Source organism: Comamonas sp. SY3, assembly GCF_041730275.1.
GTDB lineage: Bacteria > Pseudomonadota > Gammaproteobacteria > Burkholderiales > Burkholderiaceae_C > Comamonas > Comamonas sediminis.
Window position 1 is genome coordinate 90,203 of the sequence record NZ_JBGTYN010000003.1, and the last position, 24,797, is coordinate 114,999.

The window sequence follows — 24,797 nt, forward strand, 5'->3', positions numbered from 1 at the left end:
CTCCTGGGGAGAGCCCCCGGTAGCCGCTTGTGGCAGGTCCGGGATTGTGGGGCGTTATAAGAAGCTGGAACCAAGTCCAGCAGGCAGGGCAAAACACCCCAGCCTTCATCGCTGCAGTGTATGACGGGCAGCGAGAATAAAGTATTCTTTTCCTTGCCGGGGTTTACCTAGTATTTGAAAGAATCTTGCTCAATAATGGCAATAAATGAACCAAATTGACAAATTCGACTGGGCCATCCTCTACGAGCTGCAAAAAAACGCCCGTTTGACGAATGCCGAACTGGCCCAGCGTGTGGGCCTGTCGGCCGCGCCCTGCTGGCGCCGGGTGCGTGCGCTCGAAGAGGCCGGCTACATCACCGGCTACCACGCAACCCTGGACCGCCACAAGCTCGGCCTCGGTGTACTGGCCTTTGTGCGCGTCGATGCCGCGCAGAACACCGCCGACATCACCTTGCGCATGGAGGAATCGATCCGTCTGCTGCCCGAGGTCACGTCCTGCCACTACATCAGCGGCGCGGGCACGTTCGAGCTGCAGGTGGTCGCCAAGGACCTGGAGAGCTTCTCCAGATTTATCCGCAACGTGCTGCTGCACCTGCCCAACGTGAAAGACGTGCACACCACCTTCTCGCTGGGCGAGGTCAAATCCAGCAGCGCCCTGCCGCTGCCGATGACGGCCAACCCCAAGGGCACGCCTTCGCGTTGATCCCCTTTCCTATCCGAGCCGCCACCATGCAAAAGGCCAGCCTGGGGCTGGCCTGGGTGGCACCATCTGCGGAGATCAGCGCTTGGCCACGCCCCTGGGCCACAGCACCCACAGGCGCAGCGGCTGCTTGACCCGGCCGGCAAAATCGCCCGCCTCGTGGCCCCAGCCGGCAAAGTAGTCGGCGCGCACGGCACCCAGGATGGCGCTGCCCGTGTCCTGCGCCATCACCAGGCGGTTGAGCTGCACGGTGGGCCCGGTGGACGACAGCCAGACGGGCGTGCCGTAGGGAATGCTGCCCCGGTCCACCGCAATCGACCGGCCCGGGGTCAGCGGCACACCCTGGGCGCCATTGGGGCCAAACTCGGCATCCAGCGGCGACAGCGGCTCTTCCCTGAAGAACACATAGCGCGGGTTGCTCCAGAGCAGCTCATTGACACGGGTCGGGTTGGCGGCAATCCAGGCCTTGATGCCCGGCCAGGTGGCATCGCGCACCAGGCCCTGGTCCAGCAGCCACTTGCCGATGCTCTTGTAGGGGTGGTCATTGGTGGCAGCATAGGCCACGCGGATCAGGCGCACCGAGCCATCGGCTTCCTGGATGCGCACCCGCCCCGAGCCCTGGATGTGCAGCACCATCGCATCGACCGGGTCGTTGACCCAGGCAATGACCTTGTCCTGCAGCTCGGCCTGCACCTGCGGCAGGGTCTCGATCTGCTGGCGGCTGAACCAGGGCTTGCGCGAGCCCAGCGTGGCCGGCGACCGGTACAGCGGGATCGAATAGCCGTTGCCCGGCTGGCGCGTGCCATCGAGCATGGGCTCGAAATAGCTGGTCAGCATCCCGTCGGGGTTGCCGTCGAGCGATTCGACCCGGTAGGGCTGAAAGCGCGACACCATCCAGGCGCGCTGCTCCTCGGTCGAAGCCAGGCTCATGCGGCGCACCTCGGAGCAGAACTGCGCAAACGGCGCGGGCGGGCGGCTGCAGCTCTTGATCCAGGCATTCCAGGCATCGGCCAGGTTGTCCTGCTCCAGACCGGGCACCGACGACCAGTGCACCGGCACCCAGCGGCTCTTGGCTTGCTGGATCGCCGGGGGCAGCGGCTCATTCGCATCGGGTGGCAGCACCTCGATGCTGCCCGATACCGGCGGGCGGGTGGTCGGCGAAGACGGCTGGTCCAAAGGGACTTGGCTGGAGCAGGCGGCCAGAATTCCTACAATCGCAGCCATCGACAGCGTACGTAAGGAGCGGGTACCGATGGGACTGATATTGCTGGAAGCGCTATTGGCGTTGGTCATACTGGTGGCGATCGTCTGGTGGACGATGTTTGCCGGTCGCAAAAAAGGGGAAATCGTAAGCAAAGATGAGCAGCCTCCTCGCGACTAGCTTGCGCAAATCGTAGGACATGGCCGCTCATTGCCGTCATTTTTACCATTTTTGAACTTTGTCTCTGGCATTTGGCAGTTCTACTGCCCACAATTTGCATCCACGGCCGTCCCCATTTCCGGGGATGCCCTTGCATCAGAGGAGTTCAAGCATGCGTAAACAAATTCTAGTCTCTGCCGTTGCCAGCCTGGCCATTCTGAGCGGCTGCGCCAACATGTCCGACACGCAACGCCAGACGGCCACCGGCGCCGGCGTGGGCGCCCTGGGCGGCGCTGCCGTCGGTGCGATTGCTGGCGGCCATGCAGGCTCGGGCGCCGTCATCGGCGCGGGCATCGGCGCGCTGGGCACCTACATCTGGTCGCAGCACATGCAAAAGCAAAAGCAGGAGATGGAGCAAGCCACCCAGGGTACCGGTGTGGTGGTGACCCAGACGCCGGACAACCAGCTCAAGCTCGACATCCCCAGCGACATCTCGTTCCAGACCAACCGCTCGGACATCCAGGGCAACTTCGCCCCCATCCTGGACCGCTTTGCCGAAGGCCTGCGCAACAACCCCAACGCCCAGGTGCGCATCATCGGCCACACCGACAGCACCGGCAACGACGGCATCAACGACCCGCTGTCGCTGGCCCGTGCCGAGAGCGCACGCAACTACCTGACGCAGCGCGGCGTGAACGGCGCGCGTATCCAGGTACAGGGCATGGGCTCGCGCCAGCCCGTGGCCAGCAATGACACGCCGGCCGGCCGCGCGCACAACCGCCGCGTCGAGATCTATGTGGGTGAGGTGCAGCAAGGCCGCTAACACCAGGCTGTGCGGAACGCACAAAGGGCGCCAGTGGGACTGGCGCCCTTTTTTGCGGGCCTTGCGCTGGCGGCCGTCTCAGGCCAGGTCGCGCAGCAGGTTGGCCAGCTCCACCGCTGATTTGACCTGCATCTTGTCAAACACCCGGGCGCGGTGCACCTCGACCGTGCGCACGCTGATGGTCAATTCATCGGCAATCAGCTTGTTGGGCAGGCCATCGATCACCAGCCGCATGACCGCCTGCTCGCGGTCCGTCAACTCGGCCACGCGCTCGCGCACGCCTTGCTGCGAGCGCAAGGTTTCCAGGTAAGCGCTCGATGCCTGAAGCGCATGCTCGATGCGGTCGACCAGCACATTGTCGGAGAACGGCTTTTCGCAGAAATCAAAGGCTCCGCGCTTGACGGTGGCCACGGCTGTCGGCACATCCGCATGGCCAGTCAGGAAGATCACCGGCAAGGCGGCAATCACATCCATCTCGACCAGGCGATCAAACAGCGCCAGCCCGCTCATGCCGGGCATGCGCACATCCAACAGAGCGCAGGCCGGGTCCACCTGCGGCGGGCGGCTGCGCAGCATGGCTTCAAAGGCCTCGGCCGACGCAAAGCTCTCGCTCAGCAAGCGGCGCGAGCGCAGCATCCAGGCCAGCGCATCGCGCACCTCGGCATCATCATCGACGATATACACGGTCGCATTCACTAGCGGCTGCATCTCTGAACTTTCAATCGTTGCGCCAGGTTGGCAGGGTAAAACTGAAGATGGTTCCACGGGGCTGGTTGGGCAGGTAGCGCAAATGGCTGCCATGCTGCTCCACGACGGTGCGGCACAGGCTCAGACCCAGCCCCATGCCTTCGTCCTTGGTGGTGAAGAACGGCGTATACAGACGCGCGGCCACCTCCTCGGAGATGCCCTCCCCCACATCGGCCACGACAAACTCCACCCAGGCCCGGCCATCGTCGCTGGGCGCCAGCCGCACCAGCATCTGCAGCACCCGGGGGTGCGTGCCGCCATAGTCCATGGCCTGCATGCCGTTGCGGCTGAGGTTGAGCAGCACCTGCTCGACCATGGTCCGGTCACAGAAGACGGCCGGCAAGCCGGGCGCCAGCTCGGTGGCCACATCGACATAGAGTTTACGCGCCTGCAGCCGCACCAAGGGCAATACCGCATCCATCAGCTCGGAGGCCTGCACAAACTCGCGCGACTGGTCGCGCCGGCGCACGAAGCCGTGCACGCTCTTGATGACCTTGCCCGCGCGCTCGGCCTGGAAGGCCATGCGCTGCACGGCCATGCGTACATCGGGCAGGTGCTCCTGTACCTCATCGGGCGAGGCGCCCTCGGGCAGCAGGTTCATGATGCCCGTCGCATAGCTGGAGATGGCGGCCAGCGGCTGGTTGAGCTCGTGGCTCAGCAGCGAGGCCATCTCGCCCACCGTCGCCAGGCGCGCGGTGGCCTGCAGGCGCTCCTGCGAGGCACGCGAGAGTTCCTCGACCCGGCGCTGCTCGCTCATGTCGACAAAGGCGCTCATCCAGCCGGTATGCAGACCGGCGGCATTGATCAGCGGTGCCTCGAAAATCAGCACCGGAAAGCGCCGGCCATCCTTGTGCATGAAGGTGGACTCATAGCCCTCGCGCGGCGGTGGCAGATGGCCCGACAGGCGGATCTGCTGGCGGCGCGCGTATTCAGGCGCCATCTCGGGCGGCCAATAAGGCGTGGCCTTGCTCGGATCCAGAATCTCCTCGGCCGAGAACCCAACCATCTCGCAAAACGCCGGGTTCACATAGGTGACCTTGCCATGCAGATCGCGCGCGCGCAGCCCCGTTACCAGCGAGTCCTCCATCGCCTTGCGAAAAGCCAACGCGTCGCCCAGGTCGCGCTCAGCCTTCAAGCGGCGGCGGTTGTCCCGCACCAGCACCACCAGCACGGTGATCAGCGCGATCGACATGCCGGTGACCAGCGCGGTGAGCACGTTCGGGAAGACGTTCGGCGCCGCATGCCAGCTGTCCACCCGCAGCATCAGCGCCACGCCGGGCAGATCGAGCAGCTGGTTGGAGGTGAACACCCGCGTGCCGCGCCGCGGGGTGCTGACGATCGCCAGGCGCGTGCCATCGGTCTCGGTGAAGGACAGCTCATGGTTGCGGCGCAGGCTCTCGTTGACCAGGTCCGACAGCACGTTCTGCAGGATGTAGGTGGCCACGGCAAAGCCGTGCAGCTGGTCGCCGGTGATCACCGGCACGCACAGCTCGAGCAGCTCCAGCCCGGTGCCATTGCCCTGCGACAGGAAATAGCTGCCCGCATACGAGGCGGCGCCCGTATTGCGGGCGCGCAGGCAGGCGGTATGGCTTTCGGTGTTCATGCCGGTGCGGTCAATCGCCGACCATTGCAGGCTCAGATAAGGCGACTCCTCACTGGCCTCGATCTGCAACTGCGGGTTGCGCCACTCGATATGGGCGAGATCGCGCTGGTTGCGCAGGATGGTCGCGGCCGCCGACTGCCAGGCCATCACATCGCTGTCATAGCGTGGCATGCTGCGCAGGCGGTTGACGTTGTCGTTGAACAGGCTGCGGATGTCGCTGACGGCATCCTGGGCCTCCCGGTCCAGGCGCTGCTGCACTTCGGAGATCTCATAGCGCCCCGCCAGCCAGACCTGGGTGACCAGGGTGCCTGCCACCAGCAGTACCAGCGCCGACCACAATGACCAGCGGCGCCAGCTCTGGTGCCAGCGCTGCGCCAGTGCCTGCGCCCAATGCGCCATCAGCATACGCGGTGCTGCAAGGCCGGCAGTTGCTGGCGCCAGCGCTGCAGCTGCGCCCAATCCAGTTCGGCCAGCACCACGCCAGGCTCGCTGGCCTGCAGCGCCATCACCTCACCCCAAGGGTTGATGGCCATGCTGTGGCCCCAGGTGCGGCGGCCGTTCTCATGCTGGCCGCCCTGGGCTGCTGCCAGCACATAGGCCAGGTTTTCCACGGCCCGCGCGCGCAGCAGCAGCTCCCAGTGGGCCTGGCCGGTGGTGTAGGTAAAGGCGCTGGGCACCAGCATCAGCTGCGCGCCGGCCTGCGCATGCAGGCGGTACAGCTCGGGAAAGCGCAGGTCGTAGCAGATGCTCAAACCAATGCGCCAGCGCTGGCCATCGCGGCTGGGCAGGTCAAACTGCACCGGCGTGCTGCCCGGCGCGATGACCCGGTGCTCGTCATAGGACTCGCGCTCGTTGGCATAGCAAAACAAGTGCATCTTGTCGTAGCGCAGCACACAGTCGCCTTGCGGGTTGTAGACGCAGCTGCTGTTGTAGACATGGTCGGCATCGGGCCCCTGCAAAGGCAGGGTGCCGCCGACGATCCACAGGCCCAGGCTGCGGGCGCTGTCAGCCAGAAACTGCTGCATCGGGCCTTCGCCAAAAGCCTCGGCCAGTGCCAGCTTGTCGGTATCGCGCTGGCCCATCAGACAGAAGTACTCGGGCAGCACCGCCAGCTCCGCGCCGGCGGCGGCGGCCTGCTGCAGCAACTGCCAGGCCTGTGCGCGGTTGTGCTCCCAGCGCGTGCTGGTCACCATTTGGAGTGCGGCTACTTTCATCGATGCATCCTGCAAGAGAAACTGGCAGCTATTATCCGTAAGCTCCGACCTGGGGCGGCACTTGCGGATATCGAAGGTGACTCAGCGCAGCAGGGGCCGGGCGTTCAATGCGGCGTGCCGATGGCGTTGGGGTCGGCTTCTTGGCGGCGGTTGAGGCGCTTGACCTCGGGCTCCGACCAGGAGCCACTGACCTCGAACTCCTGGGTCACTGCCTGCGTCAACGGCCCCTTGAACAGCGCCTGTGCCAAAAAGGTGCCGATGCCGATGACCGGATTGATGGCTGTGGTCACCAGCGCCATCGTCGTGGTGTTCAACTCGGGAATGACGACTACATGCAGGTCCTGCGTCTCGTCGCGCAGATTGGCACTGCCTTCGAGCAGCACGGCGGCGGTGACGCCCTTCATCTGCAAGTTGGTGGTCGAGGCCACGCCGTCGCTCACCAGCACATCGCCGCGCACAAAGTCAAAACCAAAACCGGCACTGAACACATCCTTGAAATCCAAGGTCAGGCGGCGCGGCAAGGCCTGCAGATTGAGCACGCCCAGCAGCTTGGCGGCACCAGGCTCCACCTTGAGGAACTGGCCCTGGCCCACATCGACATGCAGTTTGCCATCCATGCTGTTGTAGTCGGGGCTCACCGGGCTGCCTGTCCAGCCGATGCGGCCCTGTACCGCACCCTTGCCCTGGCGCACCACGCCAGCCATGCCCAGGCGGGCCAGCAGCGCGCCGGTGTCCTTCAGGTCCAGCCGCATTTCCAGCTCGGTGCGGCGCCCGCCGGAGCTGCTGCGCTTGGCGCCCCAATCACCGCTGGCCTGCAGGCTGGCGGCATCGTTCGAGAGCACCATGTTTTTCAGCTGCCACCAGGAGCTGTCGGACTGGCGCTGGTTGACCGCCTGCACCTCCAGCCGCCCCACCGAATGCTGGCGCCAGCGCAAGTCCTCGACCACGACATCCAGCGCCGGCAACTGCCCCGGCTCCTGCTCGGGCGCGTCATCGTGGCTGGCACCGGGCTTGCTGTCGGCGCCGTCCTGGCCCACGCGCAACTGGCTCAGGCGCGCACGGATGGTGCCCGGGCCTTTGGCCTCTTGCTCGTATTCCAGCTGGCCATCGAGCAGGCTGGAGCTGACCTGGCTGCGCCAGCGCTGCCCCGTGCGCGAGCCGCTCAGGTGCAGGTTATGGATGTCGATCCCGCGCACCTGCACGGTGCCCAGGCGAATATCCCAATGGTCTGGCAGGAAAGCCTGGTACGCGTCGCTGGCGGGCGGCGAGGCCGCGGCGCCCTCGGCAGCGGGGGCCCGCGCAGGCGGCGCCATGGCCTTGATGCGCTGGGCCAGCGCCTGCCATTCCTGCACATCGACCTGGGGCAGTTGCACTTCCGCAATCACCCCCTTGGCGGGCAAGGTCAGCGCACCGGCGCCCAGGCGCAGCACACCGCTGACGACCTTGTCAGGGATGTTGTCGTCGGCACTGATATCCCGCACATAGCGCAGCTGCAGGCGGCCACCCACATCCAGCTGCATGTTCTGGCGCACCAGCGCGGCGCGCGGGGCATCGGGCACGGTGCTGGCAAACTGGGTCGGCCAGACCTCGTCGGCGGCTTTTTTCAGCGGTGGCGGCAGCGCCAGCGCCATGCCGGCCAGATCGCTGCGCACCTCCACCAGCGGCACGCCCTGGGCCATGCCGATGTCCAGCTGGTAGGCGGCCTGGCCCTGGGCCCACTGCGCCAGCTGCACCACCGGCCCCAGCTCCTTGGCGCGCAGCAGACCGTCCGCCGTAGCGACGCCCTGGGCCCGCACCTTGAGCCGGGGGCCATGGTCCGCACCTGCGGGCATGCCACTGACATCCATGCCGCCGGAAAACTTCACCGGCCCCCCAAAGGCCTGGCCCTGCAGATCCTGCAGCGCAAAGCCGTGCTCGGAAAACTGTACCTCGCCGGTGACCTTCTCCACCACCGGTGAGTCATCGTGGAACTGGATGCGGTTGCCCGGCAGCAGTACCTTGCCTTCGACCTTGGACTGGGCCATCTCATGCACCGGCAGGTCCAGCTTGAGCTGCAACTGGGTATCGCCATCAGCCTGGGTCTGCGCCAGCGCATGCTGGGTCAGCGCATCAATGGCACTGCCGCGCACGGTCGAGAGCATGTCCGCCAGCGGCCCACGGGCCTGCGCATTGACAAGCACGCGGGTCTCGTGGAAATTGGGAATCTGCGCGCTGGTCTGGTCGACGACGATGCGCGCGTTGCCGTCCAGAATGCCCTTGGCCTTGTTGACCTGCATGCCGTTGCCTTCAAACACCAGCTCGCCCGAGAGGCGATGGAGTTCGGGCCAGGGCTTGTCGCCCGGGTGCAGGTGCGAGTTGGGCACATAGGCATAGCGCACATCGCGCACCGGCGCGACGATACGGAACAGGCCATGGCGCGAATCGGGAAAAGGCACTTCCCAGAGGTCGCCCTGGATCTCGAACTGCACATTGCTGGCCTGGCCGGCCAGCACGGCATCGCGCACATAGTGGCGCGCATCGGGCGGAATATGCAGTGGCAGATAACGGTGCACCTGCGTGCCATCGGCCCGGTCAAGCACGCCCTTGAGTTCCAGAATGCCGGGAAAGCGCGATTGCGAGCCGGACTTCTGCGGGTCTGCCGTGTGCCAGCTCCAGCGCGCATGGCCCGCCGCATGCGGATTGGCGAATTCCAGCCGTTCGGACTGCATCTGGATGCGATCGCCCTGCACCGTCCACTGCAGCTCGGTGTTGGCCGAGGTGATTGGCAGCAACGGCTCTTCAAAGACCGAAGGCAGGTAGAGCGCGCCATCGGCAAAGCGCAGTTTGGCCTGCCCCCCGCCAGCGCGCGCCTCGATGGCCAGATCCAGCCCGCGCAGGCCGGCGTGCGGCTGCCCGGCGGCCAGCACCAGGCCGCCATGGCTGTCACGCGCGGCATTGGCCTTGGGTGCCGCAGCCGGCATGCCAAAGGCCAGCTGGCCCACATCGGCCTTGACCTGCCAGTCCTGCCAGCGGTCGATATCACCGCGCCAGTGGGCCGATGCACTGCGGATCAGACCGGCCGGCCGGTTGCTCTGCAGCCACTGGCGTGCGTTGTCGGGGATGGGCAGCAGCCGCGCCAGCTGGGCCAGGGAGGCGATATCGAGCGACTGGGCACTGGCCTCGGTCTCGCTGGGCTGCTTGCCCTGCGCATAGACGTGGTTGATGCGGGCGCTGCCGCCGGGCCATTGCTCGCCGTTGGCCGATTCGACCGCCAGGTTCTCCGTCAGCAAGCGAAAGCCGCTGTCATCGGCAGCGCCGCCGATGCGGCCCTGCACCGAGCGCAGCAGCAGCACCGAGCCCTGCGCCGCTTTGTCATCACCGGCAGCGGCGGCTGGGCGGCGCACGCCCACATCGCGCAAGGCGACATCGGCGGTGCCGTTCGCAAGCTTGCCACGCGTCACATCCAGCCACAGCCTTGCCGAGCCCTGGCCCTGCTGCAGACCCACCGCAGGCGGCAGATAGGGCGCCATCGCCGCAGCGTTGAGCTGGAGCGCTTCGAGGTAGACCTGACCGCTCCAGTGCTTCCAGTTGCCATCGTGCAGCGCCCACAGCGGCTGGTGCATGCGGCCGCGCAGCTCCAGCGTATCCCCCCAGTCTTCGGGAGGGCGCACGCGCAGTTGCCATTCGTGGCGCAGGCCCGGGTTGCGCAGCAGCAGATGCACATCGCTGAAAGTGATGGGGGGCAGGCCGCGCAGCTGGTCATCCCAGACGATGCTGCCGCCTTGCAGCAGCACCTCGCGCTGGCGGAACAACCAGTCGCCAGCACTGCCGCTGTTGCTGTCCTGCGAGGTATCGACCAGCACGCCGGCCACGCGCACACTGCCATCGGCAGCGCGTTGCACCGTCAGCTGCGGCGCGTCGATGACGATCTGCTCGGTCCGCAGCCGCAGCAGCGACGGCACCGACAACGCCACCTTGATCGTATCCAGGGTAAACCCTGTGGATCCATCGGGCTGCTCGATGCGCAGCCCTTTGACCGCGATCGCCGGCACCAGGCTGTTATGGCCTTCGGCCTGCAAATGGTCAATGCGCACCGGCACGCCGAGCGCCTGCGACAGCCGAGATTCCACTTGCGGGCGAAAGTCATTGATACGGGGCACAATCCACCAATGCAGCGCCGCCACGGCCAGTGCCAGCAGCAGCGCCAAGCCCAGCAATAAGCCCACAGACCATTGCACCAGCTTGGCAGCGAGCTTGAGCAATCGGGGCGCGCGCACAGTCAATCGAGTCCAATCAGTTAGGGGAAAGCGAAATTATGACCCGCGGCAAGTCCCTCGCTCGCGTCGCATATGTGAGCATTTGAACAGTTCTGCCGCAGGACATTGTCGATAAAGCGCTATGGCACACACGGATATCACGCCCCCGCAGGCCAGCCTGCCTCTGTCTGAGCATTCGCGCTTCATCCAGCGCCTGCACCGCCGCTACGAGGGTTTGCTGGATCTGCTGCCCAGTGGTGCCCCCAGCCATGCAACGATGGCCGCCACCTTGGCGGCGCTGCAGGCCCAGGGGTATGCGCTGGGGGCTGCGCTGCGCATTCTTCGGCAGCTGGTCATGGAGCGGCTGGTGCATCTTGACTGCGACTCGCAGGCTGATCTGCAGACCATCACGCAAGGGGTGACCGAGCTGGCCGAGCTGGCACTGGACGCCGCCTGCACCGCAGCACGCGCAGAGCTTGACGGCCGCCATGGCGCACCGCGCGACGCCGAGGGCAACCCGGTGCAACTGTGGGTGATCGGCATGGGCAAACTGGGCGCGCGCGAGCTCAATGTGTCCAGCGATATCGACCTGATCTATATCTATGAGCAAGAAGGCGAGACCCAGGGCCAGCCCGATGGCCGGGGCAAGATCAGCAACCACGAGTACTTCATCCGTGCGGTCAAGCTGATCTACCAGCTGATTGGAGAGACCACCGAGCACGGCTTTGTGTTCCGCGTCGATCTGATGCTGCGGCCCAATGGCAACTCGGGCCCGGCCGCCATCTCGGTGGCAGCGCTGGAGGACTACCTGCAGACCCATGGCCGCGAATGGGAGCGCTTTGCCTGGCTCAAGAGCCGCATCGTGGCACCGCTGGCCGATATCCGCACCCCCAATGTGCAGGCGCTGCGCGGCGCGGTGCTGCCCTTTGTGTTTCGGCGCTACCTGGATTACGCCGTGTTCGACTCGCTGCGCAGCCTGCACCGCCAGATCCGCGAGCATGCGGCCAAGCGCAGCGCGGGCCATCCCGAGCGCGCCAACGACGTCAAGCTCTCGCGTGGCGGCATCCGCGAGATCGAATTCATCGTGCAACTGCTGCAGGTGGTGCGGGGCGGCCAGTTCCCCGAGCTGCGCTGCCGCGCCACCTTGGAGGCATTGCAGCGGCTCGAGCGCGCCAGCCTGATGGCACCCGAGACAGCGCAGGCGCTGGCCGATGCCTATGTTTTCCTACGCAAGGTGGAGCACCGCATCCAGTACCTGGACGACCAACAGACCCACGTGCTGCCGACCCGCGATGACGACCTGCGGTGGATGGCGCAGACCCTGGGCTATGACGACGAGTGCCGCTTTCTGCACCAGCTCGATGCCCACCGCGAGCTGGTCGCCCAGGAGTTTGACAAGCTGCTGGGCGGCAACGAGGCCTGCAAGAGCGGCCAGTGCGGCGGCGCCAAGGGCGCAGCGGCCAGCGCCCCGGAGCTGGAAACGGTGCTGCCCAAGCTGCCCGAGGCGGTGCGCGATCGCGTGCTGCAGTGGCAGCGCAACCCCCGCTACAGCTACCTGAGCGATGCCGGCCGGGGCCGCCTGGTCTTGCTGCTGCAGCGCACCGCCCAGTGGTTGGGCCAGGGCCAGGTGAGCGAGATCGCCGCAGTGCGGCTGGCCGACTGGATGGAATCACTGCTGCGCCGCGAAAGCTATCTGGCGATGCTGCAGGAACGCCCGGCCGTGCACGAGAAGCTGATGCACATGCTGGGCGCCGCCAAATGGCCTGCCCGCTACATGCTGCAGCATCCCGGCGTGATCGACGAGCTGGCCAGCGATGCGCTGATGCATGAGCGCTTCAATCCGCAGGAGTTCGAAGCGGATCTGGAGCGGCGCCGCGCCGCGCTGCAATCGACTGCCGAAGATGATGACGAAAACCTGCTGAACCTGCTGCGCCGCGCCCACCATGCAGAGACCTTCCGCACCCTGGCGCGCGACATCGAGCAGCAGATCACCGTCGAGCAGGTGGCCGATGACCTCTCGGCACTGGCTGACGCCGTGCTGCGCGTGACGACCCGCTGGTGCTGGGGCCGGCTCAAGAGCGCCCACCGCGAAGAGCCGCAGTTCGGCATCATCGGCTACGGCAAGCTTGGCGGCAAAGAGCTGGGCTACGGCAGCGATCTGGACATCGTCTTTGTGTTCGATGACGATGACGAACGCGCACCCGAGGTCTACTCGGCTTTCGTGCGCAAGCTGATCAGCTGGCTCACCGTCAAGACCGGCGAGGGCGATCTGTTCGAGATCGACACCGCGCTGCGTCCCAACGGCAACTCCGGCTTGCTGGTCACCAGCTTTGAGTCCTACGCCAACTACCAGCAGCAGCGGGGCAGCAACACCGCCTGGACCTGGGAGCACCAGGCGATGACCCGCGCCCGCTTTGTGATGGGCAGTGCAGAGCTGGCAGCGCGCTTTGACGCGGTACGCGAGGCAGTGATCACGGCGCCCCGTGATGCGGTGGCGCTGGGCAGTGAAATCGCGACGATGCGTGAGCGCGTGCGCAGCGCCCACAAGGTGCCGGCGGGCCTGTTCGATGTCAAGCACAGCGTCGGCGGCATGATGGATGTGGAATTTGTCGTGCAGTACCTGGTTTTGCTGCATTCCGCTTGCAATCCCCAATTGCGGCCCAACTTGGGGAACATCAGTCTGCTGCGCCGCGCCGAGAACGCAGGCCTGCTGCCTGCCGGTATGGGTGAGGCGGCGGCCAATGCCTACCGCGCACTGCGGCGTGTGCAGCATCTGGCCCGCTTGAACGAGGCGCCCACCCAGGTGCCGGAGACTGCGTTGCTGGAGGAACAACAGACGGTAAGAACGCTATGGAAGGCGGTGTTGCAGAGCACATAAACCCTGTAGAAAGACCGATGGAACTCGGGTTTTCATAAGGGTTTATACTGTGACGCTGCCATTCGCTAGCATTCACTTACGTGCAAGCGCCACCAAAACAATGCACTATCAGGCCTCAGGCAGCGATTAATTCGACAAATGATAACAGAAAGAAACAAATTATTTATTTGTTTACAATACATTTAGCATCAGCGCTGGAAACTTAAACCGGCGATCCATCTCTGTACTGAGGGAAAGCGATAGGCATAGTTTTTCATACCGGTTTTAATGTTGCGAAGTCTTTCAGGCCCTAACGGCATGACTGCAAACCTGAAGTGCTTCTCCTCCCTCCCTCTCTATCATTCACTTCGGGACGCTTCGCAACTTTTTTTATACCCAGGCCCAGCCCTCAACGGCTGGGCCTTTTTTTGGCTGCGCGCTGCCAGCCACCGTCCGCAGGCCCGGAGAATATTCAGCAATAGGTTGCCGGACCGCCGCCAAACGGGCGGGCGCGGTCCGGGCAAGCCGGCATGCAGAGCCCGGCAGAGCATTGCGCAGAGAAGCGCTGTGGATCAGCCCTGGGGCTGGGTCGCCGCAAAGCTGGGCCGGGCCTCCAGGCGATCGAGCAGCTGGGCCAGCTGGGGGTAGCGGCCTGCCCAGTCCAGCTCCGGGAAGCGGAACCGCAACCATGCCAGGCAGCAACCGACGGCGATGTCGGCCAGGCTGATATGTACGCCGTTGCCGGCAAAATAGGTCTTCTCGCCCAAGCCCAGGCTCATCGCGTCCAGCCCGGCCCAGACTTTGCCCAGTTGGCGCTCCACCCAGGCAGGGCTGCGCTGCAGCTCAGTGCGGCCTGCAAAGGCATATTCCATACGGGCCAGCACGGCGGCATCGAGCACGCCATCGGCCATCGCCTCCCAGCTGCGCACTTCAGCGCGCTCGCGGCCCAGGCTGGGAATCAGACGGCCTACGGGGGACAGGGTATCGAGGTACTCGACGATCACGCGCGAATCCACCAGCGCCGAGCCATCGTCGAGCACCAGGCAAGGCACCTTGCCCAGTGGGTTGACCAGGGCAATCGTCGCCCTGTCGCCCCAGACATCCACCGTCTCCAGACGGTAATCGAGTTTTTTCTCGGCCAGTACCACGCGCACCTTGCGCACAAATGGGCTGGTCAGACTTCCTAGCAATTTCATAGCAGTAAAACCCATGCTGGCGGTGTCCTTTCGGTCACCAGGTGACCTCCAGCCGGCAGACGGCGTGGAGGGCCTTGCGGGTATCCGGACCCGCAGATTGTAAATAGGCAAATCCAGACTGTAGATGCGGCAAACGCCCCGCTCCTACAATAGCGGCCCATGAGCCTGTCTTCCCTTACCGCCCTTTCTCCGCTGGATGGCCGCTACGCCTCCAAACTCTCCACCCTGCGCCCGATCATGAGCGAATTCGGCTACATGCATCGCCGCGTACAGGTGGAAATCACCTGGTTCATCGCGCTGTCCGATGCCGGTTTTGCCGAGTTCTCGCCGCTGTCCGAAGGTGCCCGCAGCTACCTGCACGGCCTGGTGAACAACTTCAGCGAAGCCGACGCGCAGGCGATCAAGGACATCGAAAAGACCACCAACCACGATGTCAAGGCGGTGGAATACTGGATCAAGAGCAAGTTCGAGGCGCGCCCAGAGCTGCTCAAGGCGGCCGAGTTCGTGCACTTTGCCTGCACCAGTGAAGACATCAACAACACCAGCCATGCGCTGCAGATCCGCGCCGGCCGCGACCAGGTGATCCTGCCTGGCCTGGACCGCGTGGTGCTCAAGCTGCGCGAGATGGCGCACCAGTACGCTGCGGTGCCCATGCTCAGCCGCACCCACGGCCAGACCGCAAGCCCCACGACCGTGGGCAAGGAACTGGCCAATGTGGTGGTGCGCCTGCAAGGCGCGATGGACCGCATTGCCAACGTCAAGCTGCTGGCCAAGATGAACGGCGCGGTGGGCAACTACAACGCCCACCTGTCGGCCTGGCCCGACTTCGACTGGGAAAGCTTCAGCAAGAACGTCGTGGAAAAGCACGAACCCCAGGGCCTGGGCCTGACCTTCCAGCCCTACTCGATCCAGATCGAGCCGCATGACTACATGGCCGAACTGTTTGACGGCATTGCCCGCGCCAACACCATCCTGATCGACCTGTCGCGCGACATCTGGGGCTATGTCTCGGTGGGCTACTTCAAGCAGCGCCTGAAGGCCGGAGAGATCGGCTCGTCCACGATGCCGCACAAGGTCAACCCCATCGACTTCGAAAACGCCGAAGGCAACCTGGGCCTGGCCAATGCACTGCTGCGCCACCTGTCGGAAAAGCTGCCGATCAGCCGCTGGCAGCGTGACCTGACCGACTCCACCGTGCTGCGCAACATCGGCGTGGCCACCGGTTATGCCGCGCTGGCCTACACCTCGCTGATGACCGGCCTGAACAAGCTGGAGCTGAACGAAGAGCGCCTGGCCGAAGACCTGGACAATGCCTGGGAAGTGCTGGCCGAGCCGATCCAGACCGTCATGCGCCGCTATGGCGTGCAAGGCGCTTACGAAAAGCTCAAGGAAGTCACCCGTGGCAAGACGGTGCGCGCCGAAGACCTGCACCAGCTGATCAACAGCCTGGAGATCCCGCAGGCCGACAAGGAACGCCTGCTGGCGATGACCCCGGCCAGCTACATCGGCAAGGCCACCGAGCTGGCCCAGCGCGTTTAAGCCCGTGCGCCCCCAGAGGCCAGGTACCCCCTGGCCTCTTGCCTTTTCTCTCACCGCCCGGCGGACAGCAATGCGGCTGCCGGGCGCGCCGGATTCACCCCCGAAGCCCAGGCTTCGTCACCAGACCCTGCCCCATGGCTATCAAATCCACGATCTACAAGGCCAATCTGTCGATTGCCGATATCGACCACAACTACTACGCCGACCACAACCTGACCCTGGCGCGCCACCCCAGCGAAACCGACGAGCGCATGATGGTGCGCCTGGTGGCGCTGGCCCTGAACGCGCACCAGCTGCAGGACCTGTGCAACGGCGACGGCACCCTGGGCTTTGGCGCCGGCCTGTCCGACCCGGACAACCCCGATGTGCACCTGACCGATTTCACCGGCGCCAAGCGCATCTGGATCGAAGTGGGCCAGCCCGAAGAAAAGCCGATCACCAAGGCCTGCAACAAGTCGGACCATATGCTGGTCTACTGCTTCAACCATGCCGCCGAGATCTGGTGGAAGGGCCTGGAAGGCAAGCTCGCGCGCCAGGAAAAGCTCGAAGTGTTCCGCCTGCCGACGGAGGTGTCGCAATCGCTGGCCGACCTGGCCGAGCGCAGCATGCAGCTGCAGGCCACCATCCAGGAAGGCCAGCTGACCTTGTCCAGCGACAAGGGCACCGTCTTTGTAGAACCTATTCGCTGGAAGTGATGCCGCCTGCGGAATGCGCACGTTCCGCATAGCGGTTGAAGCGCCAGGCCGTGCCCTGCGCGGTGATGCGCCGCCACACCGCCCGCTTTTGCACAGGCGTGTAGGCCAGCCAGTGCTGCACCTCGTCGAAGCTGCGGCCGCAGCCCGTGCAGACCTCATCGCCCTGGCTGGTGGAGCAGATGGCGATGCAGGGCGTGTCCGGGGTGGTCTCCCACCAATCCAGCCAGGCCCGCATCGCGGCATCCCCCAGCTCGCGGGCCTCCACCGCATCCTGGCGCTGGTAGACCATCCGCGCATACACCTCGGCCAGCGCAGCAACCTGGGGTGACAGCGACGCACCCGGGCCACTGGGCGCGCGCTGGCGCCAGTGGTTGATGGCCGCTTCCAGATCAGTCAGGTGGATGGATTCCATAGCTGCGGGGATGATAGCTCTGCAGCAACCAAATCACCAAACGCCAGCCCGCATCCACTTGTTCACAGCTTGTTATCCACAGGTGTGGGCAAACACAAACATGCGGGAATACTCTGTGCGCTGGCCCGGTCTTTGTCACCCCAAAGCGCCGTGTTTGTGTTCCAATACGCGCTGACGAAGGGGAGTAGCTCCCGTCGATGCCTTGCCTGCGGCAAGCGCAGCGACATGTAATGCGTCGTCAGTACGAAGCCTCACGGCTTCCGGCGCGTTAGGTTCATGGCCCACATGATCTGAGCAAGACCTTTGAAAACCATGGTGCCGCACCACAGGTCTTTCGAAGCTACTGCCCCGGCTGTTGGCCATTTCTAGCGTCAACGCCGAACCACGTCGCCTCCCTGACTTGTAACGACACCCTACTGGCTGGTCTGTGCATGGTGCATGGGCCGCTTTTTCAAAAATTAGGTGCTTACATGGACTTGGATTTTCTGACGCACGCGCCCTTCTGGATTGCACTGGGCCAAATCATCATCATCGACATCCTGCTCGGCGGGGACAACGCGGTGGTGATTGCACTGGCTTGCCGCAAGCTGCCCCCTGACCTGCGCCGCAAAGGCATCATCTTCGGTACCGCTGGCGCGATCATCTTGCGCGTCATCCTGATCGCGTTCGCGATGTTCCTGCTGGCCCTGCCGTTCCTGAAGTTTGTCGGCGCCGTCCTGCTGTTCTGGATCGGCATCAAGCTGCTGGTGCCTGAAGACGAAGACCACGGCAACATCCAGGGCAGCGACCGCCTGTTTGCCGCCATCAAGACCATCATCGTTGCCGACCTGGTGATGAGCGTGGACAACGTGATCGCCATTGCCGGCGCCGCACAGAACGCCGGTGACGAGCACCACATGCTGCTCATCATCCTGGGCCTGCTGATCTCGATCCCAATCATCGTCTGGGGCAGCCAGCTGGTCATCAAGCTGATGGAGCGCTTCCCGATGGTCATCACCGCCGGCGGCATGCTGCTGGGCTGGATTGCAGGTGGCATGCTGGTGTCCGACCCCGTGTTTGCCAACCCTGACAAGTGGACCTGGATGTTCAAGATCGACCAGAGCAAGACGCTGCACTATGCAGCCGCTGCCGCTGGCGCACTGATCGTGCTGGTGCTGGGCAAATGGCTGGCCGGCAAAAAAGCCAAGGAACTCCCGGCGGCCAACGTACACTAAGCCTATACCCGCCCTCTATCACCACCGCTGGCAGCCCCGCGCTGCCAGCCCCACTTAGGCCACTTGGATGAACGTAAAAATAGTCTTTGTAGATGATGCCGCCTTTGCCCTGCAGCGCTTGAACGAGCGCGCAACCATCAACGACGAGCACTGGGTGCTGGTGGCTTGTGCCCCCAAGATCACCCGCAGGGCCAGCCGCTGGGGCAATCGCAGCACCCTCGAAAAGTGGCGCAACAAGTGGGCCAAGAACCTGTTTGAGGGCCTGATCCCGCAAAGCACCCAGCTGCAGCGCGCCCGCGTCTCGACCCATATCTCGGAAGTGAGCGTTCAGCAAATGACCGCCCAACTGCATGCCGAGTACCCCGAGGCCGAAGTGCTGGACTGGCGCCGCCCCAAGGCCATCTCCGAGCCGCCATCGGCCGACTTTGTGCCGCGCCCTGCCAAGCTGGCAGGTTCGCTGCTGGGCATTCTGGGTATCTGTTTCAGCCTGGTACTCGACGGCGCGTAAGCCATCAGCCGCACCACCCCACATAAAGCGCCTTCGGGCGCTTTTTTCATGGCGGGGTTTGCCAAGCCAGCTATCGTTGGATGCCGGCCTATACACAGCGCGCCTGCCATCCGCTATGCTGGAGCCATGAAACTCATACTCAAATGGCTGCTCTCCGCAGTCGCCCTGCTCTGTGTCGCCTACCTTTACAGTGGCGTGGAAGTCCGCAGCTTTGGCGCGGCGCTGATTGCAGCGCTGCTGATAGGGCTGTGCAATGCGATAGTGCGGCCCGTGCTGATCGTGCTGACCCTGCCCGTCACCATCCTGACCTTGGGTCTGTTCATCTTTGTCATCAACGCGCTGATGTTCTGGGCCGCGTCCGGCATCGCAGGCAGCGGCTTTGTGGCGCACGGATTTTGGGCTGCGCTGATCGGCTCGGTGCTCTACTCCATCATCAGCCTCGTCATCGAATCACTTACGGGCCGCCTGCTCCTTGGCAAGTGATTGCATCTCGCGCAAGCGGGTGTCGATGATCGAGGCCTCGTAGTAGTCGTTGCGGTTGGGGCTGTTGCGCGCCATGTCCTGCCCGGCGCGCAGGCGGTCTACCGCTGCTGGATAGTCATACTGTGCAGCCCGGCTCTCGGCCTCCGCACGGATGGAGCGCAGCGGCTGGTTCTGCTGGCGCAGCACCCATGACAATGCAAGCCAGGCCCCCGCATCCTTGGGCCACTGCACCACCAGGGTCTGCAGGCGGCTGCTGGTCTGGCGCAACACTCCGTCATAGGCCGCCAAACCTGTGGCAGGCAGCTGCGCCAGTGCCTGTGCAGCCAGCACCAGCTCGGGCCGGTCACTGCTCTGGCCTGCATCGTCGCCCACCACCGCTTTGACCTCCGGCAGCAGCACATCGCGGCTGCTGTCCTGGATGCTCAGCGATTTGTCCGAGCCCTGCGTGATCACCGCCTCATTGACCAGGCCAGACATCGCATTGCTGACGGTCACCGAGGTGCTACCCGCCTTGCTGGGCGGGGGCTTGAGTGGCTGGATCTTGGCCAGCGCCGCCAACGCATCCTGCGGCTGGCGGTTGCGCAATGCCAGATCGGCGCGCAACAGCTGCGCCTGGCGCATCGCATCGGGGTGGGCCTGCACGGTGGCATCCAGCTGGTCCAATGCGGCCAGCGCTTCAGCATGGCGCCCGAGTTGGTTTTGGGACATGGCGGCCAGATACCAGACACCTGCCCGCTGCTCCAAAGAGCGGTTGGCAAAATCGGCCGCCGTGGTCAATTGCACCCATTGGTGCAATACCTGGGGCTCAGGCTTTGACAGTATGCGGGCCCGGGCCGACATCATCTGCGCCACCATGCCCGTGTCCTGTGGTTTGCGTGCAGCACCGGCCGGCAAGCGTGACTGCATGTCGGCAATGCGCTCGGTCGTCAGCGGGTGGGTGCGCAGGTAGGGCCAGCTGCCGTTGTCGTTCATGCGGTTGGCTTGCTGCAGCTTTTCAAACATGCTGACAAAACCCGCTTGCGAGTAGCCGGCAGGCGGCATCAGGCTCATGCCGGTGCGATCCGCCTCGCGCTCCATATCGCGTGAGAAGTTCAGCTGCGACTGGATGGCGGCGGCCGAACTGCCCACCATCAGCGCCTGGGCGGCAGCCGGGTTCTTGCTAGCCGCCAAGGCGCCCAAAATCATGCCGGCAATCATCACCGGCGTCATGCGCGACTGGCGGGCCAGCATGCGCGCAATATGGCGCTGGGTGATATGGCTCATCTCGTGGGCCAGCACCGAGGCCAGCTCGTCGCGGCTCCCGACCACGCCCACCAGACCAGTCTGCACCCCCATAAAACCGCCTGGCAGCGCAAAGGCGTTCACGGTCGCATCCTGGATCAGCATCACCTGCCAGGCAAAGCGTTCCTGCAGTTCAGACGTCAAGGTGCCGCGCTGGCGCGCCGCCAGCATCAACTCCTGCCAGATGCCGTTGACGTACTCATACAGAATCGCATCATCCAGAAACTGCGGATCGCGATAAATCTCGCGCGCAATGTCATCCCCCAGGCGCCGCTCCTCGCTGGTGGTCATCTCGGCGCCCTCGCCCATCGCCGGCAAGCTGGTATCCGCCCGCACCTGCAGGGGGGCCAGGGCGGTCACTGCCGCCATATGGGCCGCGAGCAAGGCACATGCTGTGCGTTTAAAAAACCATGTATTCATCAATAATCCGTGCTGCAACAGAGGCTGAATCTGCATCAAGGCGAGAGCCAGCCCGGGGCGCGCTCCCCGCCATCATGCATGAACGCCAACACGTATGATGAAGCACCACTGCACAAGTTGCACCCTGTATTGCAGCTTGTGACGCATTGAACACGGAAGCACTATGACTGAACTCACCCATTTCGACGCCCAGGGCCAGGCCCATATGGTCGACGTCGGCGCCAAGCCTAACACCCACCGCATTGCAATCGCGGAGGGCTTCATCACCATGCAGCCGGCCACCTTGGACATCATTGCTGCGGGCACTGCCAAAAAAGGGGACGTGCTGGGCATTGCCCGCATCGCCGGAATCATGGCGGCGAAGAAGACCAGTGAGCTGATACCGCTGTGCCACCCGATTGCGTTGACCAAGGTGGCGGTGGAGTTTGAGGTGCTGCCGGAGAAAAATGCTGTGCGATGCGAAGCGCGGACAGAGACGGTAGGGCAGACGGGGGTGGAGATGGAGGCGCTGGCTGCAGTGCAGATTGCGCTATTAACTATATATGATATGTGCAAGGCGGTGGAAAGGGAGATGGTAATAAATGGCACACGCTTACTTGAAAAGCACGGGGGCAGAAATATCAATCTTAATCGATTAGGCAAATTTACTCCCAAGTAAAGCTGCTTGTATTTTATAAATCGCAAGGTGACAATTTAGGGGCGCAGTTGACTGAATATGCGGATAAGGTTTATTAGACTTATACAAACCCCAATTCCATTTTACTTAATTACCCCCAACTTACACCGCGACAGACTGAGAAAACACCGACGCACATTGGCAGATGCCGCATCAGAACAGAATCATTTATTTATGACCGCACTAGCACAATTTTTAAAAATCTTAAAAATATATATCAAATCCATATAGCATTTAGCAAAGTATTAATATTCGCAATACTCAGAATCCCTGCAATAAATTTGCGAACTTCATTGTTTCGAGCGTACACCCAAATCTAAATATCATTACTCCCACCCGCTTATCGGTGCATATCCTACAATATATGCCTGCCCATCCAATAGCACAATCCAGCCATCCAGTGATTTCTGACTGACCAGCGGCAAATAAGAGAGCTTATTGATCGTCAAATTTGTTTTCTGAACAGCATCGTCTATCATTGAGCGATGTAATGGGGACAAGCGTTGGTAAAGTTGGATCAGCGGCTGCATATTCACTTGAGCAAACGCCCGGTTTGGCTCATAAGGCCACCACCAGTCTGGCCGAGTACTAGGTTCATGGCCTTGCAAGGAAAGTGACAGGTTCTGACTCACCTCTTTATTACTACGAGGCGATCGAATACTGAGCAACCATGGCCCCCCCCACCATGGCATGCATTGATAAGCCTTGTCCGCTTGCATCAAGGACTTCGATTCAATCTCCGCCGCAGTTACCATCACAAAACGATCCACCTCATATACAACTGCCACCGGACGCGCTAGACTAATACTATATAGACCATAAAACAGTGCGCTTAACTGCACAGCGCCTACAAGGGATAGATCCCAGATCAGCTCACGTCTGGATTTAGTGGTCTTGAACAGGACCAGTGTTAGGAGAGGCCCACACACCAGATCTACCCCTATCACAACCAAAAAAAGAAAGGTTCCTCCGGCAAGTTCGCGAAAGGGAAATGGAAACCATGCCTTAAACACCAATATTGCTGCCAGCGCTGCAATGCCCGCGCTTACTAACAAGTGAATGCCACAAGCCTTAATCACCTTAACATACTTGATCGTAAAACTCATAAAATTAATTGGTTTCTCTTAAAAGATCCCAGGCACCAACCGCCAGCGCACTTTTCTAGCGTAGATTATATAGCCAGGGTCTTTCCTTAAAATTTTCTCCTCTTCAAAAATGCGAATGAATTGGCACATCCAGTTGAAACACAACACTAGCAAATTGAAAAAACTGAAGAATGACAGAATGAATCCGATATGTGCCACCAAGTAACTAGCATAAATAGGATGCCGCACAAAGCGGTAAGCTCCCCTTTGCTGAATACCTCGATTGGCTGGAGCCAGGCCAAAACTGAAGCCCAGCGAAGCCTTAGAAAAAATCTGCATCACTATTCCCAGGCACTGGAGCGAGACGCCATAAGACAAAGGGATCAATGAGACATGTGGATATTGAAAAAAATCAAAAAAAATATAATAAAAGCTACCACCGATTGTAGAAAAAATTGCCAGAATTGACAAATTAACCTTCTTCGTATCTCTAGAAAAAATAACCAACCCTACCGTAAACAATTCAGCAATCAGGAGGAGAAAATAATTTATTTTTTTTGTTTGGCTGTACACCTCAAAAGCCTGCAAACAGAAATTGAATAACAAAGCCACAACAATAATCCGCACACCAAACCGCAGGATTTTGTAACGAGCCCACAGATTATTAATAAATTCAGCAAGCATTTAAACTCTCCCAGATATATTTATTCTCCTTACGCCATATTACATTATCAATGAAGTAGTGATGGATATTTATGAACAACCAAAATGCGGCTGTAAAAAGCATCCCCACCTGCGACATTAAGTTAACCTTCCCCGAATTTATATAATCCAACACACCTGGAATTAACCAAAATAAAACAAATCCCCATCCAATCAAATACAACCAACGGCGAGTTTTTTCTTGTTTAGATTGTTTTTTTTCTTTATTGTCGTAAAATTTTTCTACCACATGCATGTATTGCATAGAGTGAAAAAATGGAATCACAAGCATTAACAACGGAAAAGAGACACCAATCGCGACCCAAACATACAAAGACACCAGATATCCCATTAACCCTGCACTCGGCCAATCCTTTTGATGTTTGCCTATTTGACGCCAGTAACCAATATTCCTCCGAATACCAATTATTACACCAACACTAGTAATACCAAAAAAAATTGCAGCGGGCAATAACCATTGCTGCAAGGAGCTTCTCTCCAATGGGAAATACCAGCCTAAAAAACCAACCCCGCCTTCAGCAGAAAACAACAAGCACATACTAAATACCCAGCACGCATAGGCATTCCATAGCATCCAGCGCCGTACTTTCGGCTGCCAATAGCATCTTTTCAGAGCCGCCTCCGACATTGCCATGCCAAAACCCTGTTTAACATAGTGCCACCCCACACTGATCCCGTAGAGAAAAATGACTAAGGTAAGCACGAAATCATCGCCATGCAAATACTTTACAATACCAATAACTAATAATATCGACAACCCTAGTGGAACTATGATAGCAGCGACCCACCAACGGATTTGAAACGTTTTTTGAAACTCACTTGTTTTAATTTTTGGATACATTTCAAAAAAAAGTTTATAAGAGGCCATAAAATGAGGATGATTCATGAAATTCGAAAAAATCATCATCAAAACACCAAAAGGCGCGATCCAAGCCTCATTTAATCCTATAAAAACTGCGATCAATACCAAGAGTGAGTAGCCACCCATTGCCGCCTTGGAGTAACCTCTCATCTCCCCTCCTTATA

General features: G+C 61.7%; 21 protein-coding genes. 10 read left to right on the forward strand and 11 right to left on the reverse strand.

The genetic code is table 11. The annotated features are described in order from the left end of the window. Positions 1 to 205: 205 nt before the first annotated feature. A complete protein-coding gene (locus ACCQ08_RS05295) occupies positions 206 to 703 on the forward strand; it encodes an Lrp/AsnC family transcriptional regulator (RefSeq protein WP_373449128.1) in 498 nt (165 codons plus the stop codon). Between the two features lie 75 nt (positions 704 to 778). Here ACCQ08_RS05295 and ACCQ08_RS05300 read toward each other — a convergent pair whose 3' ends face one another. Next, complete coding sequence (locus ACCQ08_RS05300) at positions 779 to 1,924, reverse strand: murein transglycosylase A (protein ID WP_373449129.1); 1,146 nt, start codon at positions 1,922 to 1,924, stop codon at positions 779 to 781. A 28-nt stretch (positions 1,925 to 1,952) separates the two neighbouring features. Between ACCQ08_RS05300 and ACCQ08_RS05305 the strand changes: the two genes are divergently transcribed. Both ACCQ08_RS05305 and ACCQ08_RS05310 read left to right on the forward strand, forming a co-directional pair. Beyond that, on the forward strand, positions 1,953 to 2,081 hold the full coding sequence (locus ACCQ08_RS05305; RefSeq protein ID WP_021026473.1) for a hypothetical protein: 129 nt from the start codon (positions 1,953 to 1,955) through the stop codon (positions 2,079 to 2,081). A gap of 151 nt (positions 2,082 to 2,232) precedes the next feature. Then, the gene (locus ACCQ08_RS05310; protein ID WP_133856321.1) at positions 2,233 to 2,883 is read left to right on the forward strand and encodes an OmpA family protein; all 651 of its coding nucleotides are present in this window, start codon (positions 2,233 to 2,235) and stop codon (positions 2,881 to 2,883) included. A gap of 78 nt (positions 2,884 to 2,961) precedes the next feature. Here ACCQ08_RS05310 and ACCQ08_RS05315 read toward each other — a convergent pair whose 3' ends face one another. The 4 genes from ACCQ08_RS05315 to ACCQ08_RS05330 form a co-directional block, all read right to left on the reverse strand. Next, a complete protein-coding gene (locus ACCQ08_RS05315; RefSeq protein ID WP_239809817.1) occupies positions 2,962 to 3,591 on the reverse strand; it encodes a response regulator transcription factor in 630 nt (209 codons plus the stop codon). Positions 3,592 to 3,601: 10 nt separating this feature from the next. Next, a complete protein-coding gene (locus tag ACCQ08_RS05320; RefSeq protein ID WP_373449274.1) occupies positions 3,602 to 5,632 on the reverse strand; it encodes a nitrogen regulation protein NR(II) in 2,031 nt (676 codons plus the stop codon). Continuing rightward, positions 5,632 to 6,447 (reverse strand): carbon-nitrogen hydrolase family protein, encoded by an 816-nt coding sequence (locus tag ACCQ08_RS05325; RefSeq protein WP_312835174.1) that lies wholly within the window; start codon positions 6,445 to 6,447, stop codon positions 5,632 to 5,634. The genes ACCQ08_RS05320 and ACCQ08_RS05325 overlap by 1 nt, the downstream gene beginning before the upstream one ends. A gap of 104 nt (positions 6,448 to 6,551) precedes the next feature. After that, entirely contained in the window at positions 6,552 to 10,703 is a 4,152-nt protein-coding gene (locus tag ACCQ08_RS05330; protein WP_373449130.1) for a YhdP family protein, read from the reverse strand. Positions 10,704 to 10,824: 121 nt separating this feature from the next. On the opposite strand from ACCQ08_RS05330, the gene glnE reads away from it, so the two are divergent. Next, positions 10,825 to 13,560, forward strand: coding sequence for a bifunctional [glutamate--ammonia ligase]-adenylyl-L-tyrosine phosphorylase/[glutamate--ammonia-ligase] adenylyltransferase (gene glnE / locus ACCQ08_RS05335; protein ID WP_373449131.1), 2,736 nt, complete (start codon positions 10,825 to 10,827; stop codon positions 13,558 to 13,560). Positions 13,561 to 14,111: 551 nt separating this feature from the next. On the opposite strand, the gene ACCQ08_RS05340 is transcribed toward glnE, so the two are convergent. Next, positions 14,112 to 14,735, reverse strand: a complete 624-nt coding sequence (locus tag ACCQ08_RS05340) for a glutathione S-transferase N-terminal domain-containing protein (RefSeq protein ID WP_312411887.1) — start codon at positions 14,733 to 14,735, stop codon at positions 14,112 to 14,114. 159 nt (positions 14,736 to 14,894) lie between these two features. Here ACCQ08_RS05340 and purB point away from each other — a divergent pair, with 159 nt between their 5' ends. Both purB and ACCQ08_RS05350 read left to right on the forward strand, forming a co-directional pair. After that, entirely contained in the window at positions 14,895 to 16,274 is a 1,380-nt protein-coding gene (gene purB, locus ACCQ08_RS05345; protein ID WP_239809822.1) for an adenylosuccinate lyase, read from the forward strand. Positions 16,275 to 16,408: 134 nt separating this feature from the next. Then, positions 16,409 to 16,969 carry a YaeQ family protein gene (locus tag ACCQ08_RS05350; protein ID WP_021026607.1) on the forward strand — a complete coding sequence of 187 codons (561 nt, stop codon included), beginning with the start codon at positions 16,409 to 16,411 and terminating at the stop codon, positions 16,967 to 16,969. Here the strand turns inward: ACCQ08_RS05350 and ACCQ08_RS05355 are convergent. Next, on the reverse strand, positions 16,953 to 17,381 hold the full coding sequence (locus ACCQ08_RS05355; RefSeq protein ID WP_373449132.1) for a DUF3717 domain-containing protein: 429 nt from the start codon (positions 17,379 to 17,381) through the stop codon (positions 16,953 to 16,955). The genes ACCQ08_RS05350 and ACCQ08_RS05355 overlap by 17 nt on opposite strands. 470 nt (positions 17,382 to 17,851) lie before the next feature. Here ACCQ08_RS05355 and ACCQ08_RS05360 point away from each other — a divergent pair, with 470 nt between their 5' ends. The 3 genes from ACCQ08_RS05360 to ACCQ08_RS05370 all read left to right on the forward strand — a co-directional run bounded on the left by ACCQ08_RS05360 (position 17,852) and on the right by ACCQ08_RS05370 (position 19,586). After that, entirely contained in the window at positions 17,852 to 18,595 is a 744-nt protein-coding gene (locus tag ACCQ08_RS05360) for a TerC family protein (protein ID WP_373449133.1), read from the forward strand. A gap of 67 nt (positions 18,596 to 18,662) precedes the next feature. Then, complete coding sequence (locus ACCQ08_RS05365; protein ID WP_230779768.1) at positions 18,663 to 19,103, forward strand: hypothetical protein; 441 nt, start codon at positions 18,663 to 18,665, stop codon at positions 19,101 to 19,103. Positions 19,104 to 19,229: 126 nt separating this feature from the next. Continuing rightward, positions 19,230 to 19,586: a phage holin family protein gene (locus tag ACCQ08_RS05370; protein ID WP_373449134.1), complete on the forward strand. Its 357-nt coding sequence runs from the start codon at positions 19,230 to 19,232 to the stop codon at positions 19,584 to 19,586. Here ACCQ08_RS05370 and ACCQ08_RS05375 read toward each other — a convergent pair. After that, on the reverse strand, positions 19,554 to 21,236 hold the full coding sequence (locus ACCQ08_RS05375) for a M48 family metalloprotease (RefSeq protein ID WP_373449135.1): 1,683 nt from the start codon (positions 21,234 to 21,236) through the stop codon (positions 19,554 to 19,556). The two genes, ACCQ08_RS05370 and ACCQ08_RS05375, sit on opposite strands and share 33 nt — an antisense overlap. 214 nt (positions 21,237 to 21,450) lie before the next feature. Here ACCQ08_RS05375 and moaC point away from each other — a divergent pair, with 214 nt between their 5' ends. Then, positions 21,451 to 21,945 (forward strand): cyclic pyranopterin monophosphate synthase MoaC, encoded by a 495-nt coding sequence (gene moaC, locus ACCQ08_RS05380; protein WP_373449136.1) that lies wholly within the window; start codon positions 21,451 to 21,453, stop codon positions 21,943 to 21,945. Positions 21,946 to 22,289: 344 nt separating this feature from the next. Here moaC and ACCQ08_RS05385 read toward each other — a convergent pair whose 3' ends face one another. Genes ACCQ08_RS05385 through ACCQ08_RS05395 form a run of 3 tightly spaced genes read right to left on the reverse strand, consistent with a single transcriptional unit; the run spans position 22,290 to position 24,783 of the window. Further along, positions 22,290 to 23,069, reverse strand: a complete 780-nt coding sequence (locus tag ACCQ08_RS05385; RefSeq protein ID WP_239809826.1) for a hypothetical protein — start codon at positions 23,067 to 23,069, stop codon at positions 22,290 to 22,292. 18 nt (positions 23,070 to 23,087) lie between these two features. Next, positions 23,088 to 23,732, reverse strand: a complete 645-nt coding sequence (locus ACCQ08_RS05390; protein WP_239809827.1) for an isoprenylcysteine carboxylmethyltransferase family protein — start codon at positions 23,730 to 23,732, stop codon at positions 23,088 to 23,090. Beyond that, positions 23,722 to 24,783, reverse strand: a complete 1,062-nt coding sequence (locus ACCQ08_RS05395) for a hypothetical protein (protein WP_373449137.1) — start codon at positions 24,781 to 24,783, stop codon at positions 23,722 to 23,724. Before ACCQ08_RS05395 ends, ACCQ08_RS05390 begins: the two co-directional genes overlap by 11 nt. Between the last annotated feature and the right edge of the window lie 14 nt (positions 24,784 to 24,797).

Excerpts from the sequence above, each read along its gene's own strand:
- ACCQ08_RS05295 (WP_373449128.1), top strand. The coding sequence starts at position 206 with ATGAACCAAATTGACAAATTCGACTGGGCCATCCTCTACGAGCTGCAA.
- ACCQ08_RS05300 (WP_373449129.1), bottom strand. The coding sequence starts at position 1,924 with ATGGCTGCGATTGTAGGAATTCTGGCCGCCTGCTCCAGCCAAGTCCCT.
- ACCQ08_RS05305 (WP_021026473.1), top strand. The coding sequence starts at position 1,953 with ATGGGACTGATATTGCTGGAAGCGCTATTGGCGTTGGTCATACTGGTG.
- ACCQ08_RS05310 (WP_133856321.1), top strand. The coding sequence starts at position 2,233 with ATGCGTAAACAAATTCTAGTCTCTGCCGTTGCCAGCCTGGCCATTCTG.
- ACCQ08_RS05315 (WP_239809817.1), bottom strand. The coding sequence starts at position 3,591 with ATGCAGCCGCTAGTGAATGCGACCGTGTATATCGTCGATGATGATGCC.
- ACCQ08_RS05320 (WP_373449274.1), bottom strand. The coding sequence starts at position 5,632 with ATGGCGCATTGGGCGCAGGCACTGGCGCAGCGCTGGCACCAGAGCTGG.
- ACCQ08_RS05325 (WP_312835174.1), bottom strand. The coding sequence starts at position 6,447 with ATGAAAGTAGCCGCACTCCAAATGGTGACCAGCACGCGCTGGGAGCAC.
- glnE (WP_373449131.1), top strand. The coding sequence starts at position 10,825 with ATGGCACACACGGATATCACGCCCCCGCAGGCCAGCCTGCCTCTGTCT.
- ACCQ08_RS05340 (WP_312411887.1), bottom strand. The coding sequence starts at position 14,735 with ATGAAATTGCTAGGAAGTCTGACCAGCCCATTTGTGCGCAAGGTGCGC.
- purB (WP_239809822.1), top strand. The coding sequence starts at position 14,895 with ATGAGCCTGTCTTCCCTTACCGCCCTTTCTCCGCTGGATGGCCGCTAC.
- ACCQ08_RS05350 (WP_021026607.1), top strand. The coding sequence starts at position 16,409 with ATGGCTATCAAATCCACGATCTACAAGGCCAATCTGTCGATTGCCGAT.
- ACCQ08_RS05355 (WP_373449132.1), bottom strand. The coding sequence starts at position 17,381 with ATGGAATCCATCCACCTGACTGATCTGGAAGCGGCCATCAACCACTGG.
- ACCQ08_RS05360 (WP_373449133.1), top strand. The coding sequence starts at position 17,852 with ATGGACTTGGATTTTCTGACGCACGCGCCCTTCTGGATTGCACTGGGC.
- ACCQ08_RS05365 (WP_230779768.1), top strand. The coding sequence starts at position 18,663 with ATGAACGTAAAAATAGTCTTTGTAGATGATGCCGCCTTTGCCCTGCAG.
- ACCQ08_RS05370 (WP_373449134.1), top strand. The coding sequence starts at position 19,230 with ATGAAACTCATACTCAAATGGCTGCTCTCCGCAGTCGCCCTGCTCTGT.
- ACCQ08_RS05375 (WP_373449135.1), bottom strand. The coding sequence starts at position 21,236 with ATGGCGGCAGTGACCGCCCTGGCCCCCCTGCAGGTGCGGGCGGATACC.
- moaC (WP_373449136.1), top strand. The coding sequence starts at position 21,451 with ATGACTGAACTCACCCATTTCGACGCCCAGGGCCAGGCCCATATGGTC.
- ACCQ08_RS05385 (WP_239809826.1), bottom strand. The coding sequence starts at position 23,069 with ATGAGTTTTACGATCAAGTATGTTAAGGTGATTAAGGCTTGTGGCATT.
- ACCQ08_RS05390 (WP_239809827.1), bottom strand. The coding sequence starts at position 23,732 with ATGCTTGCTGAATTTATTAATAATCTGTGGGCTCGTTACAAAATCCTG.
- ACCQ08_RS05395 (WP_373449137.1), bottom strand. The coding sequence starts at position 24,783 with ATGAGAGGTTACTCCAAGGCGGCAATGGGTGGCTACTCACTCTTGGTA.